This window comes from Amycolatopsis sp. NPDC051061 (genome assembly GCF_040682935.1).
Lineage (GTDB): Bacteria > Actinomycetota > Actinomycetes > Mycobacteriales > Pseudonocardiaceae > Amycolatopsis.
The window spans coordinates 171,729-188,013 of sequence record NZ_JBFBBZ010000001.1 but is presented as its reverse complement, the minus strand read 5'-3'; the positions used below and the strand labels follow the sequence as shown (position 1 = coordinate 188,013).

13 protein-coding genes and 1 tRNA gene are annotated in these 16,285 nt (G+C 71.2%); 5 read left to right on the top strand and 9 right to left on the bottom strand.

The features are described from left to right. Positions 1–89: 89 nt before the first annotated feature. Positions 90–320 carry a 50S ribosomal protein L31 gene (gene rpmE / locus AB0N03_RS00895; protein WP_284744227.1) on the bottom strand — a complete coding sequence of 77 codons (231 nt, stop codon included), beginning with the start codon at positions 318–320 and terminating at the stop codon, positions 90–92. Between the two features lie 297 nt (positions 321–617). Here rpmE and AB0N03_RS00890 point away from each other — a divergent pair, with 297 nt between their 5' ends. Both AB0N03_RS00890 and AB0N03_RS00885 read left to right on the top strand, forming a co-directional pair. Beyond that, a complete protein-coding gene (locus AB0N03_RS00890; protein ID WP_364363269.1) occupies positions 618–1,478 on the top strand; it encodes a hypothetical protein in 861 nt (286 codons plus the stop codon). Then, positions 1,475–3,040 carry a toll/interleukin-1 receptor domain-containing protein gene (locus AB0N03_RS00885; RefSeq protein ID WP_364363266.1) on the top strand — a complete coding sequence of 522 codons (1,566 nt, stop codon included), beginning with the start codon at positions 1,475–1,477 and terminating at the stop codon, positions 3,038–3,040. Before AB0N03_RS00890 ends, AB0N03_RS00885 begins: the two co-directional genes overlap by 4 nt. Before the next feature lie 68 nt (positions 3,041–3,108). Here the strand turns inward: AB0N03_RS00885 and rho are convergent, their stop codons facing one another. The 6 genes from rho to argS all read right to left on the bottom strand — a co-directional run bounded on the left by rho (position 3,109) and on the right by argS (position 11,939). Then, on the bottom strand, positions 3,109–5,103 hold the full coding sequence (gene rho / locus AB0N03_RS00880; protein WP_364363263.1) for a transcription termination factor Rho: 1,995 nt from the start codon (positions 5,101–5,103) through the stop codon (positions 3,109–3,111). 399 nt (positions 5,104–5,502) lie between these two features. Continuing rightward, on the bottom strand, positions 5,503–6,390 hold the full coding sequence (gene thrB / locus AB0N03_RS00875) for a homoserine kinase (protein WP_364363260.1): 888 nt from the start codon (positions 6,388–6,390) through the stop codon (positions 5,503–5,505). Continuing rightward, positions 6,387–7,448, bottom strand: a complete 1,062-nt coding sequence (gene thrC / locus AB0N03_RS00870; RefSeq protein ID WP_364363257.1) for a threonine synthase — start codon at positions 7,446–7,448, stop codon at positions 6,387–6,389. Before thrC ends, thrB begins: the two co-directional genes overlap by 4 nt. A gap of 76 nt (positions 7,449–7,524) precedes the next feature. Further along, on the bottom strand, positions 7,525–8,847 hold the full coding sequence (locus AB0N03_RS00865; protein ID WP_364364232.1) for a homoserine dehydrogenase: 1,323 nt from the start codon (positions 8,845–8,847) through the stop codon (positions 7,525–7,527). Further along, the gene (lysA, locus tag AB0N03_RS00860) at positions 8,844–10,274 is read right to left on the bottom strand and encodes a diaminopimelate decarboxylase (protein WP_364363254.1); all 1,431 of its coding nucleotides are present in this window, start codon (positions 10,272–10,274) and stop codon (positions 8,844–8,846) included. The genes AB0N03_RS00865 and lysA overlap by 4 nt, the downstream gene beginning before the upstream one ends. A 3-nt stretch (positions 10,275–10,277) precedes the next feature. Next, on the bottom strand, positions 10,278–11,939 hold the full coding sequence (gene argS, locus AB0N03_RS00855; protein ID WP_364363251.1) for an arginine--tRNA ligase: 1,662 nt from the start codon (positions 11,937–11,939) through the stop codon (positions 10,278–10,280). A 241-nt stretch (positions 11,940–12,180) separates the two neighbouring features. Here argS and AB0N03_RS00850 point away from each other — a divergent pair, with 241 nt between their 5' ends. Continuing rightward, the gene (locus tag AB0N03_RS00850) at positions 12,181–12,993 is read left to right on the top strand and encodes a DUF3105 domain-containing protein (RefSeq protein WP_364363248.1); all 813 of its coding nucleotides are present in this window, start codon (positions 12,181–12,183) and stop codon (positions 12,991–12,993) included. Continuing rightward, entirely contained in the window at positions 12,990–13,703 is a 714-nt protein-coding gene (locus AB0N03_RS00845; protein ID WP_364363245.1) for a DUF305 domain-containing protein, read from the top strand. The genes AB0N03_RS00850 and AB0N03_RS00845 overlap by 4 nt, the downstream gene beginning before the upstream one ends. Positions 13,704–13,725: 22 nt before the next feature. Here the strand turns inward: AB0N03_RS00845 and AB0N03_RS00840 are convergent, their stop codons facing one another. Continuing rightward, positions 13,726–14,646 carry a cation diffusion facilitator family transporter gene (locus AB0N03_RS00840; protein ID WP_364363242.1) on the bottom strand — a complete coding sequence of 307 codons (921 nt, stop codon included), beginning with the start codon at positions 14,644–14,646 and terminating at the stop codon, positions 13,726–13,728. Between the two features lie 292 nt (positions 14,647–14,938). Beyond that, on the bottom strand, positions 14,939–16,039 hold the full coding sequence (locus AB0N03_RS00835; protein ID WP_364363239.1) for an epoxide hydrolase family protein: 1,101 nt from the start codon (positions 16,037–16,039) through the stop codon (positions 14,939–14,941). A 150-nt stretch (positions 16,040–16,189) separates the two neighbouring features. On the opposite strand from AB0N03_RS00835, the gene AB0N03_RS00830 reads away from it, so the two are divergent. Then, positions 16,190–16,262, top strand: a tRNA-Arg gene (locus tag AB0N03_RS00830). Positions 16,263–16,285: the final 23 nt, after the last annotated feature.

Here is a 16,285-nt window from a genome sequence, read left to right as displayed (position 1 = left end):
TGTGCCACCTCTCAGCCCGGTTCGAGACGGCGAGGCCGTCCAAAGCAACGGCGCCCACCCGCGCGTGCGGGTGGGCGCCGTGAAAAAAGCTACTTGGCGTCGGCGTCCTTCTTCTGCCGCTTGCCGTAGCGAGCCTCGAAGCGCGCGACCCGGCCACCGGTGTCCATGATCTTCTGCTTGCCCGTGTAGAACGGGTGGCAGTTCGAGCAGATCTCGACGTGGATGTCGCCACTGGTCTTGGTGCTGCGCGTGGTGAAGCTGTTGCCGCAGTCGCAGTTCACGTTCGTGACCACGTACTCGGGGTGAATACCGCTCTTCATGGTGTCCTCTCTCGTTGGCTCCGGGTCCCCAGTCGTTCTCGCGGGGTGAACCGGCGCCGGACTTCAGCGGGTAATTCTGCCAGACGGGCTGACGATCACTGGAACGCACCCCGCTGACCAGGTATTCCGGACCGCGCCCGGGGCCCCTCCGGGCCCTTCGAAGTGACACCCGTCACTGCCCTGCCACTGCTCGGGGGCCCCGGCGGGCGCCTGCCCTGATCGGGTGAATCTCGGGCGCGTGAATAACAAAAACCCGGCGGTCCGCTACTTCTGTGCGTCGAGGAAAGGGATCACACAATGACTGCAGTGAACGGCGCGCAGGTGATGTCCTGGCCGCCGGCCGACGGCAACGCCGCCTATTTGGACAAGACGCTGCGGCACATCCCCGTCGAACTGGGCATGGCCGAGGGCGTGGGCTGGCGCACCCTCTTCGCCATGTGGCTACGGGCGTTCGTCGCCTCGGCCGTCGTCGGGTCGTTCTTCTTCGTGCTCGCCGCGATCATCTCGATCGTCAGCGTGGGAGCGTCGGCATCGTCCGGATACGGCAGCTCCGCGGCCGGAGCGGGCGCGGGTTTCGTCGTCGCCGTGATCGGCGGGTTTGTTTCGTTTTTCGTATTCTGGTTCGTCCTGCTGCTGACCAAGGTGACCGAACCGATCGCGGAATGGCGGGTGCTGCTCGCCGACCGGGCGGATCGGGCCGATTCGGCGTACAGCCACATTTTCGGCGTGCTGTGGCGGCGGCAGTTCCCGGTGCGCTGGCGGGTCCGGCGGATCCATTCCGCTTCGGCCTCGATCAGCAACCGGCTGGTCGTCTCCCACGGCCCTTACACCGCCTACGTCTCGGTGTTCGCCTACGGGACCAGCCTCTACCTCGGCTGGACGATGTGGCGGGCCCGCCGCGGGACCGCGCTGGTCGCGCAGTTCTTCGCGGACCTGGTCCACAGCATGGCCGGCCACTACGACATCGAACGCGAGATGATGCGCACCGAGCCGGTGCGGGCCATGCGCGAAGCGGTGCACGCCGCCTGCCGGGAAGGCCTGCTGTGCGCCGCCGAAGGCCAGTGGGTGCCGGCCGAATACGGTTTCCCGCAGGGCCTGCCGCCGCTGGAGGAGTCCGGCTTCGCCGAGGCTCCCGTGCCCGCCGTGCCGCAGCCGTGACGCCGCCGGGCGTCGCGGTCGAGTCCCGGCCGGGCGCGCACTGGGCGTGGGCGGCACTGCTGCTGCGGCCCGCCACCACGCTCTCCCGGACGCTCGCCTACCCCGAGGTGGACGAGCAGCGCTGGCTGGCCCAGCTGGCCGTGGCGGAGCGGGCGTGGATTTCCGGGCGCTGGACGACCGAGCAGCACGCCCGCTGGGAGCTGCGCTTCGGCAGCAACGACGGCGAGGCGCTCTCCTGCGTCCTCCTCGCCCGGACCCACGGCTCCGACCGCGATGCCGTCGTGACGGCGGCCGCGGCCCTGCGTGACCGGCTCGCCGCCATGCCCGGTCACGTCGTGGCGGAGCCGGTGCTCGACGACGGCGAGGTGCGCCGGCTCCTGCACCACCCGGGCGGGACTCCACAGGCGGCCTACGAGGTCCGGAAACGGCTGCGGTGGGCCTGGCGCGATCCCCGGGAGACCCACCGGCGGGTCGACGCGGCGATCACCCCCCTGACCGCGGGAGCGACCAGCTGGGAGACGGTCTGGCACGCGCTCGCCGGCCAGTCCGCGCCCACGACGGTGGCCGTCCACCTCGAGCCGTGGTCCGTGCCCGCCCAGCTGACCCCGCACCTCACGTGGCTCGCCGGGGTCTACGCCGGGCTCGCCGCGGGACGGTCCGGCAACCCGATCTGGAACGTCGGATCGCCGCCGGACCCGTTCGCGCGGGAGGCCGCCGGCCGCTACTCCGATGCGGCGCGCCGCTACACCGGGCGCTGCTTCCGCCTCCGTGTCTCGATCGTCTCGGCCGGCTCCCTCGACCCGGCGTTCGCCGAGCTCGTCGCCGCCGCGACCGGCGGGGTCGTGTGCCCGGTCGCCCCGGCCGAGCTGCCCACCGTCACGCGCAACCTCGCGACCCTGGACCGTGGCTGGCTCGAGCTGACCCACGGCCAAGGTGCCCCGGCCGGCGAGCTCGGCGAGCCGGCCCGGACCCTGACCGACACCGTCGACGCGGAGGAAGCCCCGGTGGCGTTCCGGCTGCCGTACGAGCTCCCCGGTCACCTGCCCCTGTTCACCGCGCCCGGCCGCCTGGACCGCGTCGTCCTCGGTGGCCACGAGGAGGCTTTCACCGTGTCCGAGCCCGGGCAGCCCCCGCGCAAGCGCGTTTTCGTGTCTTACGTCCAAGAGGACCAGGACGAAGTCGACCGCCTCGTGCTCGGCCTGCGCGAAGCGGGCTACGACACGTGGATGGACCGCGACCGGCTCGCGCCCGGGATGCGCTGGAAGTCGGCGATCCGCGACGCCATCCTGAACGGCGACTCCTTCGTCGCGTGCTTCTCGCCGCGGTACTGGAAGAGCCGGACCTACATGAACGAGGAACTGACCATCGCCGTCGAGCAGCTGCGGCTGATGCCGCGCGACCGGCAGTGGTTCATGCCGGTGGTGTTCGAGGACTGCGAGCTGCCGGACCACCCGATCGGCCCGGGCGAGACCATCGCGAACAGCCTCCAGTACGCCGACTTCTCGGAGAGCTGGGACAAGGGGTTCGGTCAGCTGGTCGGCGCGTTGGGACCGCCGTCCTGACGGAGCCCGCGTAAAGGCCCCCTCACCGGACCGGTGAGGGGGCCTTTACGGACTTACGAGCGAAGTCCTCAGTCGTCTTCGTTGCCGCCGAGGGCGGTCTTCGAGACCTGCATGAGGAACTCGGTGTTCGTCTTCGTCTTGCGCAGCCGCGAGATCAGCAGGTCGATGGCCTGCTGCGAGTCGAGCGCGTGCAGCACCCGGCTCAGTTTCACGGTCACGGCCAGCTCGTCCGGATTCAGCAGCAGCTCGTCCTTGCGAGTACCGGACGGGTTGACGTCGACGGCCGGGAACACGCGGCGTTCGGCGATCTTGCGGTCGAGCTTGAGCTCCGCGTTACCGGTGCCCTTGAACTCCTCGAAGATGACCGTGTCCATCGTGGAACCGGTCTCGACCATCGCCGTGGCGAAGATGGTCAGCGAACCGCCGTTCTCGATGTTGCGCGCCGCGCCGAGGAACCGCTTCGGCGGGTAGAGCGCGGTCGAGTCGACACCACCGGACAGGATCCGGCCGGACGCCGGGGCCGCCAGGTTGTACGCGCGGCCGAGACGCGTGATCGAGTCGAGCAGCACGACGACGTCGTGGCCCATCTCGACCAGGCGCTTGGCCCGCTCGATCGACAGCTCCGCGACCGAGGTGTGGTCCGCCGGCGGCCGGTCGAAGGTGGAGGCGATGACCTCACCCTTCACCGAGCGCTGCATGTCCGTGACCTCTTCCGGACGCTCGTCCACCAGGACGACCATCAGGTGGCACTCGGGGTTGTTCGTCGAGATCGCGTTCGCGATGTCCTGCATGATCGTGGTCTTACCGGCCTTGGGCGGCGACACGATCAGAGCGCGCTGGCCCTTGCCGACCGGCATGATCAGGTCGATCACGCGGGTCGTGAGCTTGTGCGACTCGGTTTCGAGGCGCAGCCGCTCGTTCGGGTACAGCGGGGTCAGCTTGGTGAAGTCGGGGCGGCGCTTGGCCTCGTCCGGCTCCAGGCCGTTGATCGAGTCGACGCGCACCAGCGGGTTGAACTTCTGCCGCTGCTGCTCGCCGTCGCGCGGCTGGCGCACGCTGCCGGTGATGGCGTCACCGCGGCGCAGGCCGTACTTGCGGACCAGCGAAAGCGAGACGTACACGTCGTTCGGGCCGGCGAGGTAACCCGACGTCCGGACGAACGCGTAGTTGTCGAGCACGTCCAGGATGCCCGCGACGGGCAGCAGGACGTCGTCGTCACGGATCTCGGTGTCCGGGGAACCGCCGGCTTCACGCTGGCCGCCCCCGGTGCCCCGGCGACGACGGTCGCGGAAGCGACGGCCACGACGGCCGCCTTCCTCGTCGTCGTCCTGCTGCTGTTGCTGGGCGCGGTTGTCGCGGTTGTCCTGGCCGCGGCTGCCGCCGTCCTGCTGGTTGCGCTGGCGGTTTCCGTCCTGGCGGTTGCCGTCCTGGCGGTTGTCGTTGCGGCCGCCTTGGCGCTGCTGGTCGCGGTTGTTCCCGCCCTGGCTCTGCTGACGGTCGCCCTGCTGACGGTCGCCACCGCCCTGACGGTCACCCTGCTGCCGGTCACCGCTCTGCTGGCGGTCACCGCCAGCCTGGCTGTCGGGCGATCCGGCGGCGCGGTTGGAGCCGCGACGACGCCGGCCGCGGCCGCCCTCGTCGGGCTGGCCGTCCTGGCCGTCCTGCTTGTCCTGCTGCGGGCGCTCCGCCTGCGGCGGGGCGTCCACTGCCGGGGCGCTCGCCACCGGAGCCTCGGCCTTCGGCTTGGTCTCGACCGGCGCCGCCGGCGCTTCGGCCTTGGGCTCGCGCTTCGTGGCCTTGACCGGCTCGCCGACGCCCTCGAGCGGCAGCGTCTCGGCCGCCGCACGCTTGCGAGACTTGCCCTGACGCTCACGGATCGCGGCGATCAGATCGCCCTTGCGCATGCCCGTCGTCTCACCGACGCCGAGCTCCCCAGCCAGCGAACGCAGTTCCGCCACGGTCTTCCCGGTCAACCCGCCGACCGTCTTCTTGGGAGCGGGGGTGGTGCCGTTCGACTCCGCGGCGCTGCTACCCACGTCGCTCAAAAGATCGGTGTTGCTCACACATGTCCTTCCTGACCGATCCACGCCTCCAGGCGGATCAGCGGACTGCCGCTCGCTTCTGATCGCGAACCGGCGTATCTGCCCCCCGATACGGGAGATGAGCTCTTCGGCCGTGCGAAACACAGCTGGAGCGCCTCCACCACAGGGGTTTGCGTCCTCCATTCGGAGGACACGGAATTCGGCACCGCCGAAACCGGAAACCCGCCTACGTTCCTCCGCGTTACCCCGCTTGCCAGGCGGTGCGGATTCGGCGGATCAACGAAGGATGCGATCCGGGGACCGGCATCGGGTGCGGAAACGCACGGTGATCGAACGCCCCCGAGGGTAGACCGCGCCGGTGCCGGGTGCAACAACCACCCCCCGCGTGGCGGGCCGTACCGCGGGCACGTGACCCAGCCTTCACTGAGCCGCAACCCGCACACCCGCTAGATCAACGGGCAGCTCGAAGACGTCGAAGCCTTCAACGTCGACCCCCGCCGGCAGTATTCCCGTCGTGGTCAGCGCGAGCACCGTGGGACCCGCGCCGGAGACGGCGGCGGCGACCCCGCGTGCACGCAGCGTCGTCACCAGCTCGCCGCTGGCCGGGTACGCGGGGGCCCGGTAGTGCTGGTGCAGGCGGTCTTCGGTGGCGGCGAGCAGCAGCTCCGGCTTCGCCGTCAGGGCGAGCACGGCGAGCGCGGCGCGGCCGGCGTTGTGCGCGGCGTCGGCGTGCGGCACGGCCGCCGGCAGCAGGCCGCGCGTGGTCGCGGTGGCGGAGCGCACCGAGGGCACGGCCACGACCGGCCGGATCGACGGGTGCGGCGCGAGCCGCTCGGCGTGGAACTCCGCGCCCTGGCACCAGGCCACGACCAGCCCGCCGAACAGGCTCGCCGCGGCGTTGTCGGCGTGGCCTTCGAAGCCGGCGGCCAGCTGCAGGGCACCGGGCTCGTCGAGCTCCCGGCCCGCCAGCGCGTACCCGGCGGCGACGCCGGACACCACCGCGGCCGCCGACGAGCCGAGCCCCCGCGCGTGCGGGATCGCGTTGTAGCAGCGCAGGTGCAGACCCGGTGGCTCGACGCCGAGGTGCGCGCAGGTGCGCCGGATGGCGCGGACCACGAGGTGCGTTTCGTCGGTGGGGACGTCCTCGACGCCGCCCGCGCCCGCGTCGATGACCTCGACCTTGAGCCCGGTGTCGGTGACCCGCACCTCGACGACGTCGTGCAGCCCCAGCGCCATGCCGAACGCGTCGAAGCCCGGCCCCAGGTTCGCCGTGGACGCCGGGACGGTGATCCTGAAAGCGGTGTTCACCGCAGGTCCAGCGCCGCCGCGACCGCCGAGGGGTCCACCGCGAGCGGCTCGACCTCGACGTTGCCCGCCAGGGCCGTCTGCGGGTCCTTGAGGCCGTGGCCGGTGACGGTGCACACCACGCGAGACCCGCGCGGCAGCCGGCCGTCGGCGGCCGTGGCCAGCAGGCCGGCCACGCTGGTGGCCGACGCCGGCTCGACGAACACGCCCTCGCGCCCCGCCAGCAGCCGGTAGGCCTCGAGGATCTTCTCGTCGGTGACGGCTTCGAAGAGCCCGTCGGACGCGTCCTTCGCCTTCACCGCGGCGGTCCACGACGCCGGGCTGCCGATCCGGATCGCCGTCGCGATCGTGTCCGGGTCGCGGACCGGCTCGCCCAGCACGAGCGGCGCCGCACCGGCCGCCTGGAAGCCGAACATCCGCGGCGTGTTCTTCACCACAGCATCGGCCGCGTACTCCGAATACCCCGCCCAGTAAGCGGTGATGTTCCCCGCGTTGCCGACCGGCAGGCAGTGGATGTCCGGCGCCGTGCCCAGCGCGTCGCAGATTTCGAAGGCCGCGGTCTTCTGGCCGGCGATGCGCACCGGGTTGACCGAGTTGACGAGGGTGACCGGGTAGTCCGCCGCCGTCTTGCGGGCCAGCTCGAGGCAGTCGTCGAAGTTGCCGTCCACCTGCAGGATCCGCGCGCCGTGCAGCACGGCCTGGGCGAGCTTGCCCATCGCGATCTTGCCCTGGGGCACCAGCACGGCGCAGGTGAGGCCGGCGCGGGCGGCGTAGGCCGCGGCCGAGGCGGACGTGTTGCCGGTCGACGCGCAGATCACCGCCTTGAGCCCGCTCGCGAGCGCGTGCGTGATCGCCACGGTCATCCCGCGGTCCTTGAACGAGCCCGTCGGGTTCGCGCCCTCGACCTTGAGGTGGACCTCGCAGCCGGTCAGCTCCGACAGGTGCCGCGCGGGCAGCAGCGGCGTGTTCCCTTCCCCGAGCGTGACGACCTGCGCCCCGTCCGGGACCGGGACGCGATCCCGGTAGGCCTCGATGATTCCCGGCCAGGGGTGCCTGATCATGCGATCGCCTCGCTTCGCGAGACAGTGTCTGATCCTTTTTGGCGCATGATGTCCATGGTTCGCTCGCAAGCGTCGCTCACTGGTCCTCGCCCTCCACCCGCATCACGCTGACGACTTCGTGGACGACGTCGAGCTTGGCGATTTCGTCCACAGTGGACTGCAGGGCCGCGTCGGGGGCCTGGTGGGTCACCACGACCAGGCTCGCGCGATCGCCGACGTCGCTCTGCCGCACGGCCGCGATGCTCACGCCGTGGCCGGCGAACGCCTGCGCCACCTGGGCGAGCACCCCGGCGCGGTCGGCGACGGAAAGGCTTACGTGGTAACGGGTCGGCGTCTGGCCCATCGGCCGCATCGGGAGCGCCGCATGCGCGGACTCGCGCGGGCCGCGGCCGCCGGCCACCAGGTTGCGGGCGACCGCGACGAGGTCGCCGAGCACCGCGCTCGCGGTCGGCGCGCCGCCCGCGCCCTGGCCGTAGAACATCAGCTCGCCGGCGGCGTCGGCCTCGACGTAGACGGCGTTGTACGCGCCGCCGACCCCGGCCAGCTGGTGGCTGCGCGGGATCATCACCGGGTGCACGCGGGCGGAGACCGATTCGACGCCGTCGTCGTCGGTCACGCGTTCGCAGATCGCCAGGAGCTTGACCGTGCGGCCGAGCATCCGGGCCGCGCCGAGGTCGGCGGCGGTGACGTCGGCGATGCCCTCGCGGTGCACGTCCGAAGCCGTCACGCGCGTGTGGAAGGCCAGCGACGCGAGGATCGCGGCCTTCGACGCGGCGTCGTAGCCGTCGACGTCGGCGGTCGGGTCGGCCTCGGCGTACCCGAGGCGGCTGGCCTCGTCGAGCGTCTCCGCGTAGCCGGCGCCGGTCGAGTCCATCGCGGACAGGATGTAGTTCGTGGTGCCGTTGACGATGCCCATCACGCGCGTGATGCGGTCACCCGCCATGGACTCCCGCAGCGGGCGCAGCAACGGGATGGCCCCGGCGACCGCGGCCTCGAAGTAGAGGTCGGCGCCCGCGGCGTCGGCCGCCTCGAACAAGTCGGCGGAGTTTTCGGCCAGCAGGGCCTTGTTCGCCGTGACGACGGACTTCCCGGCCTTCAGCGCGGCCAGCAGCCAGCCGCGCACCGGCTCGATGCCACCGACCAGCTCGACCACGACGTCGACGTCGTCGCTGGTCACGAGCTTCTCGGCGTCGGCGGTCAGCAGCTCCGGCGGCAGTTCGGGGTGCTTGTCCGGGCGGCGGACGGCGATGCCGGCCAGCTCGACCGGCACGCCGGCCCGCGCGGCCAGCTCACCGGCCTGCTCGGCGAGCAGCCGGGCGACCTCGCCGCCGACGGTCCCGCAGCCGAGCAGGGCGACCTTGACGGCCCGGCGTTCCTCTGGGGCAGCCACTGTGTTCAGACCTCCAGGCGCAGCATGTCGTCGGTCGTCTCGCGCCGCAGCAGCAGCCGGGAGCTGCCGTTGCGCACGGCGACCACGGCCGGTCGGGGCTGCCGGTTGTACGTGCTCGCCATCGAGTAGCAGTAGGCACCGGTCGCCGCGACCGCCAGCAGGTCGCCGGGTGCCAGCGTGTCGGGCAGCCAGCAGTCTCGTACGACGATGTCGCCGGACTCACAGTGTTTTCCCACCACCCGGGACAGTACGGCCCGAACCGGCGCGTTGGCCTCTTCCGCGGAGCGGGAAACCACCCGGACGTCGTACACCGCGTCGTAGAGCGCCGTCCGGATGTTGTCGCTCATCCCGCCGTCGACGCTCACGTACCGGCGCGACAGGTCGTCGCCGAGCGAGACGTCCTTGATGGTGCCGACCTCGTACAGGGTGACCGTGCCGGGACCGGCGATGGCGCGGCCCGGCTCGCCGGCGATGCGCGGCACCGGCAAGCCCGCGTACGCGCACTCCTTGCGGACGATCTCGCGGATCTGCGTGATCATCTGCGCCGGCGGCGGCGGGTTGTCCTTCTCGGTGTAGGCGATGCCGAAGCCGCCGCCGAGGTCGACCAGGCTCAGCTGGTCGAGCAGCTCGGGGCCGTGCTCCTTGGCCAGGTCGGCGAGCAGCCCGACGACGCGGCGGGCAGCGACCTCGAAGCCGTCGGCGTCGAAGATCTGCGAGCCGATGTGGCTGTGCAGGCCGACGAGCTCGAGCGAGCGCGCGTTGAGCACCCGGCGCACCGCCTCCGCGGCATCGCCCCCGGCCAGCGAGAACCCGAACTTCTGGTCCTCGTGGGCGGTCGCGATGAACTCGTGGGTGTGCGCCTCGACGCCGACGGTGACCCGGATGAGCACCGCCTGCACGACGTCGTGGCGCGCGGCGATGTCGGCCAGCCGGGCGATCTCGAAGTACGAGTCGAGCACGATCGTGCCGACGCCGGCGACGATCGCCGCTTCGAGCTCCGCGGGCGACTTGTTGTTGCCGTGGAAGGTGATCCGGTCGGCCGGGAAGTTCGCGCGCTGCGCCACGGCGAGCTCGCCGCCGCTGCAGACGTCGAGGCTCAGTCCCTGCTCGGCCACCCAGCGGGCGATCTCGATGGAGAGGAAGGCCTTCGACGCGTAGTGCACCAGCGACGGGTCGTCGAACGCTTCGGCGTAGTCCGCGCAGCGGGACTTGAAGTCGGCCTCGTCGACCACGAACAGGGGCGTGCCGTGCTTTTCGGCGAGCTCGCGGACGTCGACCCCGGCGATCCGCACGACGCCGTCGGCGGCGCGGAACGTGTTGCGGGGCCACACCTTCGCGGGGAGGTTGTCGAGCTCCTCGGCCCCCGACGGCCGGAGCCCGGAGGTGTCGGCGTGGGTATAGACGTCGGCGTGCCTGGGGCCCGCGGGGTGAGCCATGGGTTACATCCGTTCCGGAGCGGAGACACCGAGGAGCACGAGGCCGTTCGCCAGCACCTGGCGGGCGGCTTCGCAGAGCGCGAGCCGGGCGTACGTCAGAGGGGTCGCCTCCTCGTCGCCCATGGGCAGCACGCGGCCCACGGTGTAGAACTTGTGGTAAGCGCCCGCGAGTTCTTCGAGGTAGCGCGCGATCCGGTGCGGCTCCCGCATGTCGGCGGCGCGGCGCACGGTTTCCGGGAACTCGCCGATGGTGCGGATCAGGTCGCCCTCGGCGGGCAGCGTCAGCAGTCCGAAATCGACGTCCGATCCGGACTGCTCGGCGAGACCGAGGTCGGCCGCGTTGCGCTGCAGGGACGCCAGCCGCGCATGGGCGTACTGGACGTAGTAGACGGGGTTGTCGTTGGAGTGCTTGCGCAGCAGGTCCAGGTCGACGTCCAAAGTGGAGTCCACGGAGTAGCGGATCAGCTCGTAGCGGGCCGGGTCGACGCCGACGGCCTCGACGAGGTCCTCCATCGTGATCACGGTGCCCGCGCGCTTGGACATCCGCACCGGCTTGCCGTCGCTGACCAGGTTGACCATCTGGCCGATCAGCACCTCGACGGTCGCCGGGTCGTCGCCGAACGCGGCGGCCGCGGCCTTGAGGCGGGCGATGTAGCCGTGGTGGTCCGCGCCGAGCATGTAGATGCACAGGTCGAAGCCGCGGTTGCGCTTGTCCTTGAAGTAGGCCAGGTCGCCCGCGATGTAGGCCGGGTTGCCGTCCTGCTTGATGACGACGCGGTCCTTGTCGTCGCCGTACTCCGACGACTTCAGCCACCAGGCGCCGTCCGCGAAGTACAGGTTCCCGGAGTCCTTCAGCTGCTGGACGGCGGAGCCGACCGCGCCCGACTCGTGCAGCGAGTTCTCGTGGAAGTAGACGTCGAAGTCGGTGCCGAACTCGTGCAGGCTCTGCTTGATCTCGGTGAACATCAAGGTGATGCCGATCCGGCGGAACGTCTCATGGCGCTGCTCTTCCGGCAGCGACAGCGCGCTCGGCTCGGCCTTGATGACCTCGGCGGCGATGTCGTTGATGTAGCCGCCCGCGTAGCCGTCCTCCGGCGCGGGCTCGCCCTTCGCGGCGGCGATCAGGGACCGGACGAACCGGTCGATCTGGGCGCCGGCGTCGTTGAAGTAGTACTCACGGGTGACCGCGGCGCCCTGCGCGCCCAGCACCCGGCCCAGCGCGTCGCCGACCGCGGCCCAGCGGGTGCCGCCCAGGTGGATCGGGCCGGTCGGGTTCGCCGAGACGAACTCGAGGTTGATCTTGGTGCCGGCCAGCGCGTCCCCGCGCCCGAACGCGGCGCCGGCGTCGAGCACCTGGCGCACGATGTCGCCCTGCGCCGCGGCGGCGAGCCGGAAGTTGAGGAAGCCGGGGCCCGCCACCTCGGCCGAGCTGACGCCGTCGTCCGCCGAGACCGCTTCGGCGAGCGCCTCGGCGAACTCGCGCGGCTTCAGCCCGGCCTTCTTGGCCACCTGCAGGGCCAGGTTCGTCGCGTAGTCGCCGTGGTCGGGGTTGCGCGGGCGTTCGATGGTCACCTGCTCCGGCAGCACGGCGTCGTCGATGCCGCGTGCGGCGAGCACCTGCACGGCGGAGCTGCGGACCAGGTCGGCGAGAGCGGCGGGAGTCACCCGTCGAATTCTAGGTGTGCCCTGGTCGGGCGCTCGCAGCGGTCTCGGCCACGTCACGACACCCCGCTCTTCGGGGGTCCGGGTGGCGGAGCCCCCGGCCCTCGGTTGGCACTGTGTGAGGCGTTAACGGTGATCAGACGGGCGGTCTCTACACTGGCCCGGGCGGGAATCCGTCCGCAGCCACCAGAGGGAGAACGCGGGAGCCATGGCGAACGGGACAACTCGGAAAAAGGGGTCGGCGGTGAAGGCGGCCCGCGGTTCCGTGGTGAGCAAGAAGGGCACGCCGTGGGGAACGATCATCGCCGTCGTCGCGATCGTGGCCCTGCTCGGTGCCGTGATCACGTACTACATGGTGAAGTCCGCGCCGAAGCGTGAGCAGGCCGGCCGCGAGGCCGCCGCCGCGGCCTTCGCCCCGACCGCGTCGGACCCGGACCCCTCGAAGCGGATCCCCGGCGTGGTGACGGCCACCTACACCGGCAGCGTGCACGTGCTCCCCACCGAGCGCGTCGCCTACGACAAGACCCCGCCGTTCGGCGGTCCGCACGACCAGACGTGGGCCACCTGCACCGGCATCGTGTACCCGACCGCGGTCCGCACCGAGAACATGGTGCACGCGCTCGAGCACGGCGCCGTCTGGATCGCCTACAACCCGCAGCAGATCAGCGGGGACGCGCTGAACCAGCTGAGCGTCCGGGCCAAGGACAAGCCGTTCACGATGATGTCGCCCTACCCCGGCCTCGACAAGCCGATCTCCCTGCAGTCGTGGGGCCACCAGCTGAAGCTGGACGACGCCAACGACGCGCGGATCGACGAGTTCATCGCGGCGCTGCGGAGCAACCCGAACGGCGTGTACCCCGAGGTCGGCGCCTCCTGCGACGCGGTACCGGGCCAGTTCGACCCGGACCAGCCGCCGGCGTTCGACCCGTCGAAGCCGGGCCCCGACGCGAAGCCCATGGACTACAAGGGCAGCACCAGCGCGCAGGGCGAGCAGGGCACGGTGAACCAGCCGTCGGGTTCCGCCCCGGCGCCGTCGAGCACCCCGCCGTCCCAGTGAGCACCGAAGCCGACCTCGACACCGAAGAGAGCACCGAACAGCCGACCTGGTCGCGCTGGGTGATCATCGGCGGGACCCTGCTCGCGGTCCTGCTGATCGGCGCGACGGCGGGGATGTTCCTCACCCGCGCCGTCGACGAACCGGCGGCGGCCACCCCGGCCGCCGGCTCGGTCGAGGTCGGCTTCGCGCAGGACATGTCGACGCACCACCTCCAGGCGGTGACGATGGCGGGCATCGCCCGCGACCGCACGACCGACCCGGAGATCGAGCAGATCGCGTTCGACATCGAGCGCACGCAGCTCGAGCAGGTCGGCCGCATGAAGGGCTGGCTCATGCTGTGGGACCAGCCCGAGCAGGCGATCGGCGCGCCGATGAAGTGGATGACGGAACCGATGTCCGGGCACGAGGGCATGTCCATGGGGACGTCGTCGGTCAACCCGGCGGGCGGCCCGCTGATGCCGGGCATGGCGACCGACACCGAGCTGACCAAGCTGCGCTCGCTGTCAGGCCGGGCGTTCGACGTCTACTTCCTGCAGCTGATGCTCCGCCACCACCAGGGCGGCACCTCGATGGCCCAGTACGCGGCGGCGCATTCCTCGCTGCCCGCGGTGCAGGCTCTGGTCCGGAGCATCCTCACGTCGCAGGGCGCGGAGATGGACCAGATGAAGCTGATGCTTTCGGGCCGGGGCGCCCAGCCGCTGCCGGCTTAGCCGCGGCCGGGTAACTCTCGCGTCACCAGGACAGTTCCTGGCACCGCCGCGCGCACTGCGGCGCTTCCACCTGCAGCGTCGCGTGCTCGATCGCGTAGCGCTTCGAAAGCAGGTTCTGCGCCTCGGTCAGGACGTCCGATTGCCGGGCGGGCGGCGCCAGCGTCAAGTGCGCCGAAGCCACCTCCATGCCCGAGGTCAGGGTCCAGACGTGCAGGTCGTGCACGTCCGCCACGCCCGGCAGCGCGGCCAGTTCCGCGTTGATCGCCCCGACGTCGACGCCCCGGGGCGCGTGCTGGAAGAGGATCCGCAACGCGCGCCGGGCCAGCGTCCACGTGCGCGGCAGCACGAACAGCCCGATCGCCACACCGATGATCGGGTCGGCGTAGCGCCAGCCCGTCAGGAGCGTCAGCGCGCCGCTGACCAGCACGCCGACCGAGCCGATCAGGTCGGCCAGCACCTCGAGGTAGGCGCCGCGGACGTTGAGGCTTTCCTTCGCGCCCGACCGCAGCACAGCGAACGAGACGATGTTGGCCACCAGACCGGCCGAAGCGGCCAGCAGCACCGGCAGACCGGGCACCGCGGGCGGGTCGCCGAGCCGGCCGGCGGCCTCGACGAGCACGTACCCCGCGACCCCGAACAGCAGGACCGCGTTGGCCAGCGCGGCCAGCACTTCCGCGCGGTAGAGCCCGAAGGTGCGGCTGACCGTGGGGCCGGTGCGGCGCGCCAGGATGATCGCGGCCAGCGCCATGCCGACCCCGAGGACGTCGGTGAACATGTGCGCCGCGTCGGAGATCAGGGCCAGCGAGCCGGTCGTGAAGCCGACGATGAACTCGAGCACCATGAAGCCGGCGCCGATGCCCAGGGCGATGGTCAGGCTCCGCACGTAACGGCCGGACGCGCTCGCCGGCGCGACCGCCTGGCCGTGCCCGTGGCCGTGTCCCATTCCGCCTCCGTTCCCGCTTTCACCGTCGGGCCAAACATATAGTCGAATGCGCATATGTGCAACAGAGGTGAGCCTAAGTTCACCCATCCGAAAGCTACTCCGCGGGTTCACGGCGACCAATCCACCAGGCGGGGTTTCCCAGCGGGCGGACTCGTCACGCTTCGACGTCGACCATCCGCCGCAGCAGGTCACGCAGCTTCCGGCGGTCGTCCGGCCCCAGCGCCGCGAGCGGTTCGGCCGCGAAGCCCAGCGAACGCCGGAAGTCGCGCGCCAGCAGGGCCGCCTGGCTCGCCTAGCGCACCAGCCGGAAGAAGCCGCGGACCTGCTCGACGAACAGCCCGGGCTGCTCCAGCGCGGCGAAGTGCCCGCCGACGGGCAGCTCCTCGAACCACCGCAGGTCGGTGTAGCGCTGCTCGACCTGCCGCCGCGACGGCCGCACGATCTCCTTGGGGAACACCGAAACCCCGGCCGGCACGTCCACTGTGGACAGGTCACGGTCGTTGTTCTCCCAGTACATCCGCGCCGACGACGCCGCCGTCGCGGTGAACCAGTAGGCGGAGATGTCGTCGAGGATCTTCTGCCGGTCGACGGCGTCCTCCGGGTGGCCCTTGTTGTCGGTCCAGGCCCAGAACTTCTCGGCGATCCAGGCGGCCTGGCCGGCGGGCGAGTCGGTGAGGCCGTAGCCGAGCGTCTGCGGCCGGGTGCCCTGCTGGGCCGAGTAGCCGGTCCCGCTCCGCCGGAACTCTTCGAGATCGGCGAGCGCCCGCCGCTCCTCCGGCGTCGGATCGTCCTGGTTCATCCGCACGGGCGCGAAGTTGACGTGCACCCCGGCGACCCGCCCGGACCGCGCGAGGGCGTTGGTGATGGCGGCACCCCAGTCGCCGCCCTGGGCGCCGTAGCGGTCATAGCCGAGCTCCTGCATGAGCCGGTCCCACAGCTCGGCGACCCGCGGGATCTTCAGCGCCGGCTTGTCGCTCCACCCGAACCCGGGCAGCGACGGAACGACGACGTGGAAGGCGTCGGCGGGATCGCCACCGAACTTCGCGGGGTCGCTGAGCGGCCCGAGAACATCGAGGAACTCGAGAACGGACCCGGGCCACCCATGGGTCAGCACGAGCGGCAACGCATCGGCTTCCGGCGACCGCAGGTGCACGAAGTGCAGCCCGACACCATCGACGTCGGCCCGGAACTGCGGGAAGGCGTTGAGCCGGGCGGCGAACCCGAAGTCGTACTCCTCACCCCAGTCCCGGCACAGCTCACGGACATAGGAGAGCGGCACGCCCTGCGACCAGTCCCCGACGGTCTCGGCCTCGGGCCACCGAGTCCGCCGAAGCCGCTCCCGCAAGTCTGCGACATCGGCCTCATCGAGAGACACCTGGAACGGCTCTACCATCTCGGCTCCTTCAGGTGGGCCTCCCACGCTAGCGACGTCCCGGCGAAAGGATCAACTTTCACCCCGCTGACCAGCGGATGCCCGGATGCGACCACCTGCCCGCGAGAGGTGCGGACGATGCGCTAAGCTTTCCGAGTCGCCCAGCGATGGGCCCTCGTAGCTCAGGGGATAGAGCACTGCCCTCCGGAGGCAGGTGTCGCAGGTTCGAATCCTGCCGAGGGCACCCGAGGTGCCCGAGGTGTGTTC

Coding starts and splice junctions, on each gene's coding strand:
- rpmE (WP_284744227.1), bottom strand. CDS start 320: ATGAAGAGCGGTATTCACCCCGAGTACGTGGTCACGAACGTGAACTGC.
- AB0N03_RS00890 (WP_364363269.1), top strand. CDS start 618: ATGACTGCAGTGAACGGCGCGCAGGTGATGTCCTGGCCGCCGGCCGAC.
- AB0N03_RS00835 (WP_364363239.1), bottom strand. CDS start 16,039: ATGGTAGAGCCGTTCCAGGTGTCTCTCGATGAGGCCGATGTCGCAGAC.
- AB0N03_RS00840 (WP_364363242.1), bottom strand. CDS start 14,646: ATGGGACACGGCCACGGGCACGGCCAGGCGGTCGCGCCGGCGAGCGCG.
- thrC (WP_364363257.1), bottom strand. CDS start 7,448: ATGATCAGGCACCCCTGGCCGGGAATCATCGAGGCCTACCGGGATCGC.
- lysA (WP_364363254.1), bottom strand. CDS start 10,274: ATGGCTCACCCCGCGGGCCCCAGGCACGCCGACGTCTATACCCACGCC.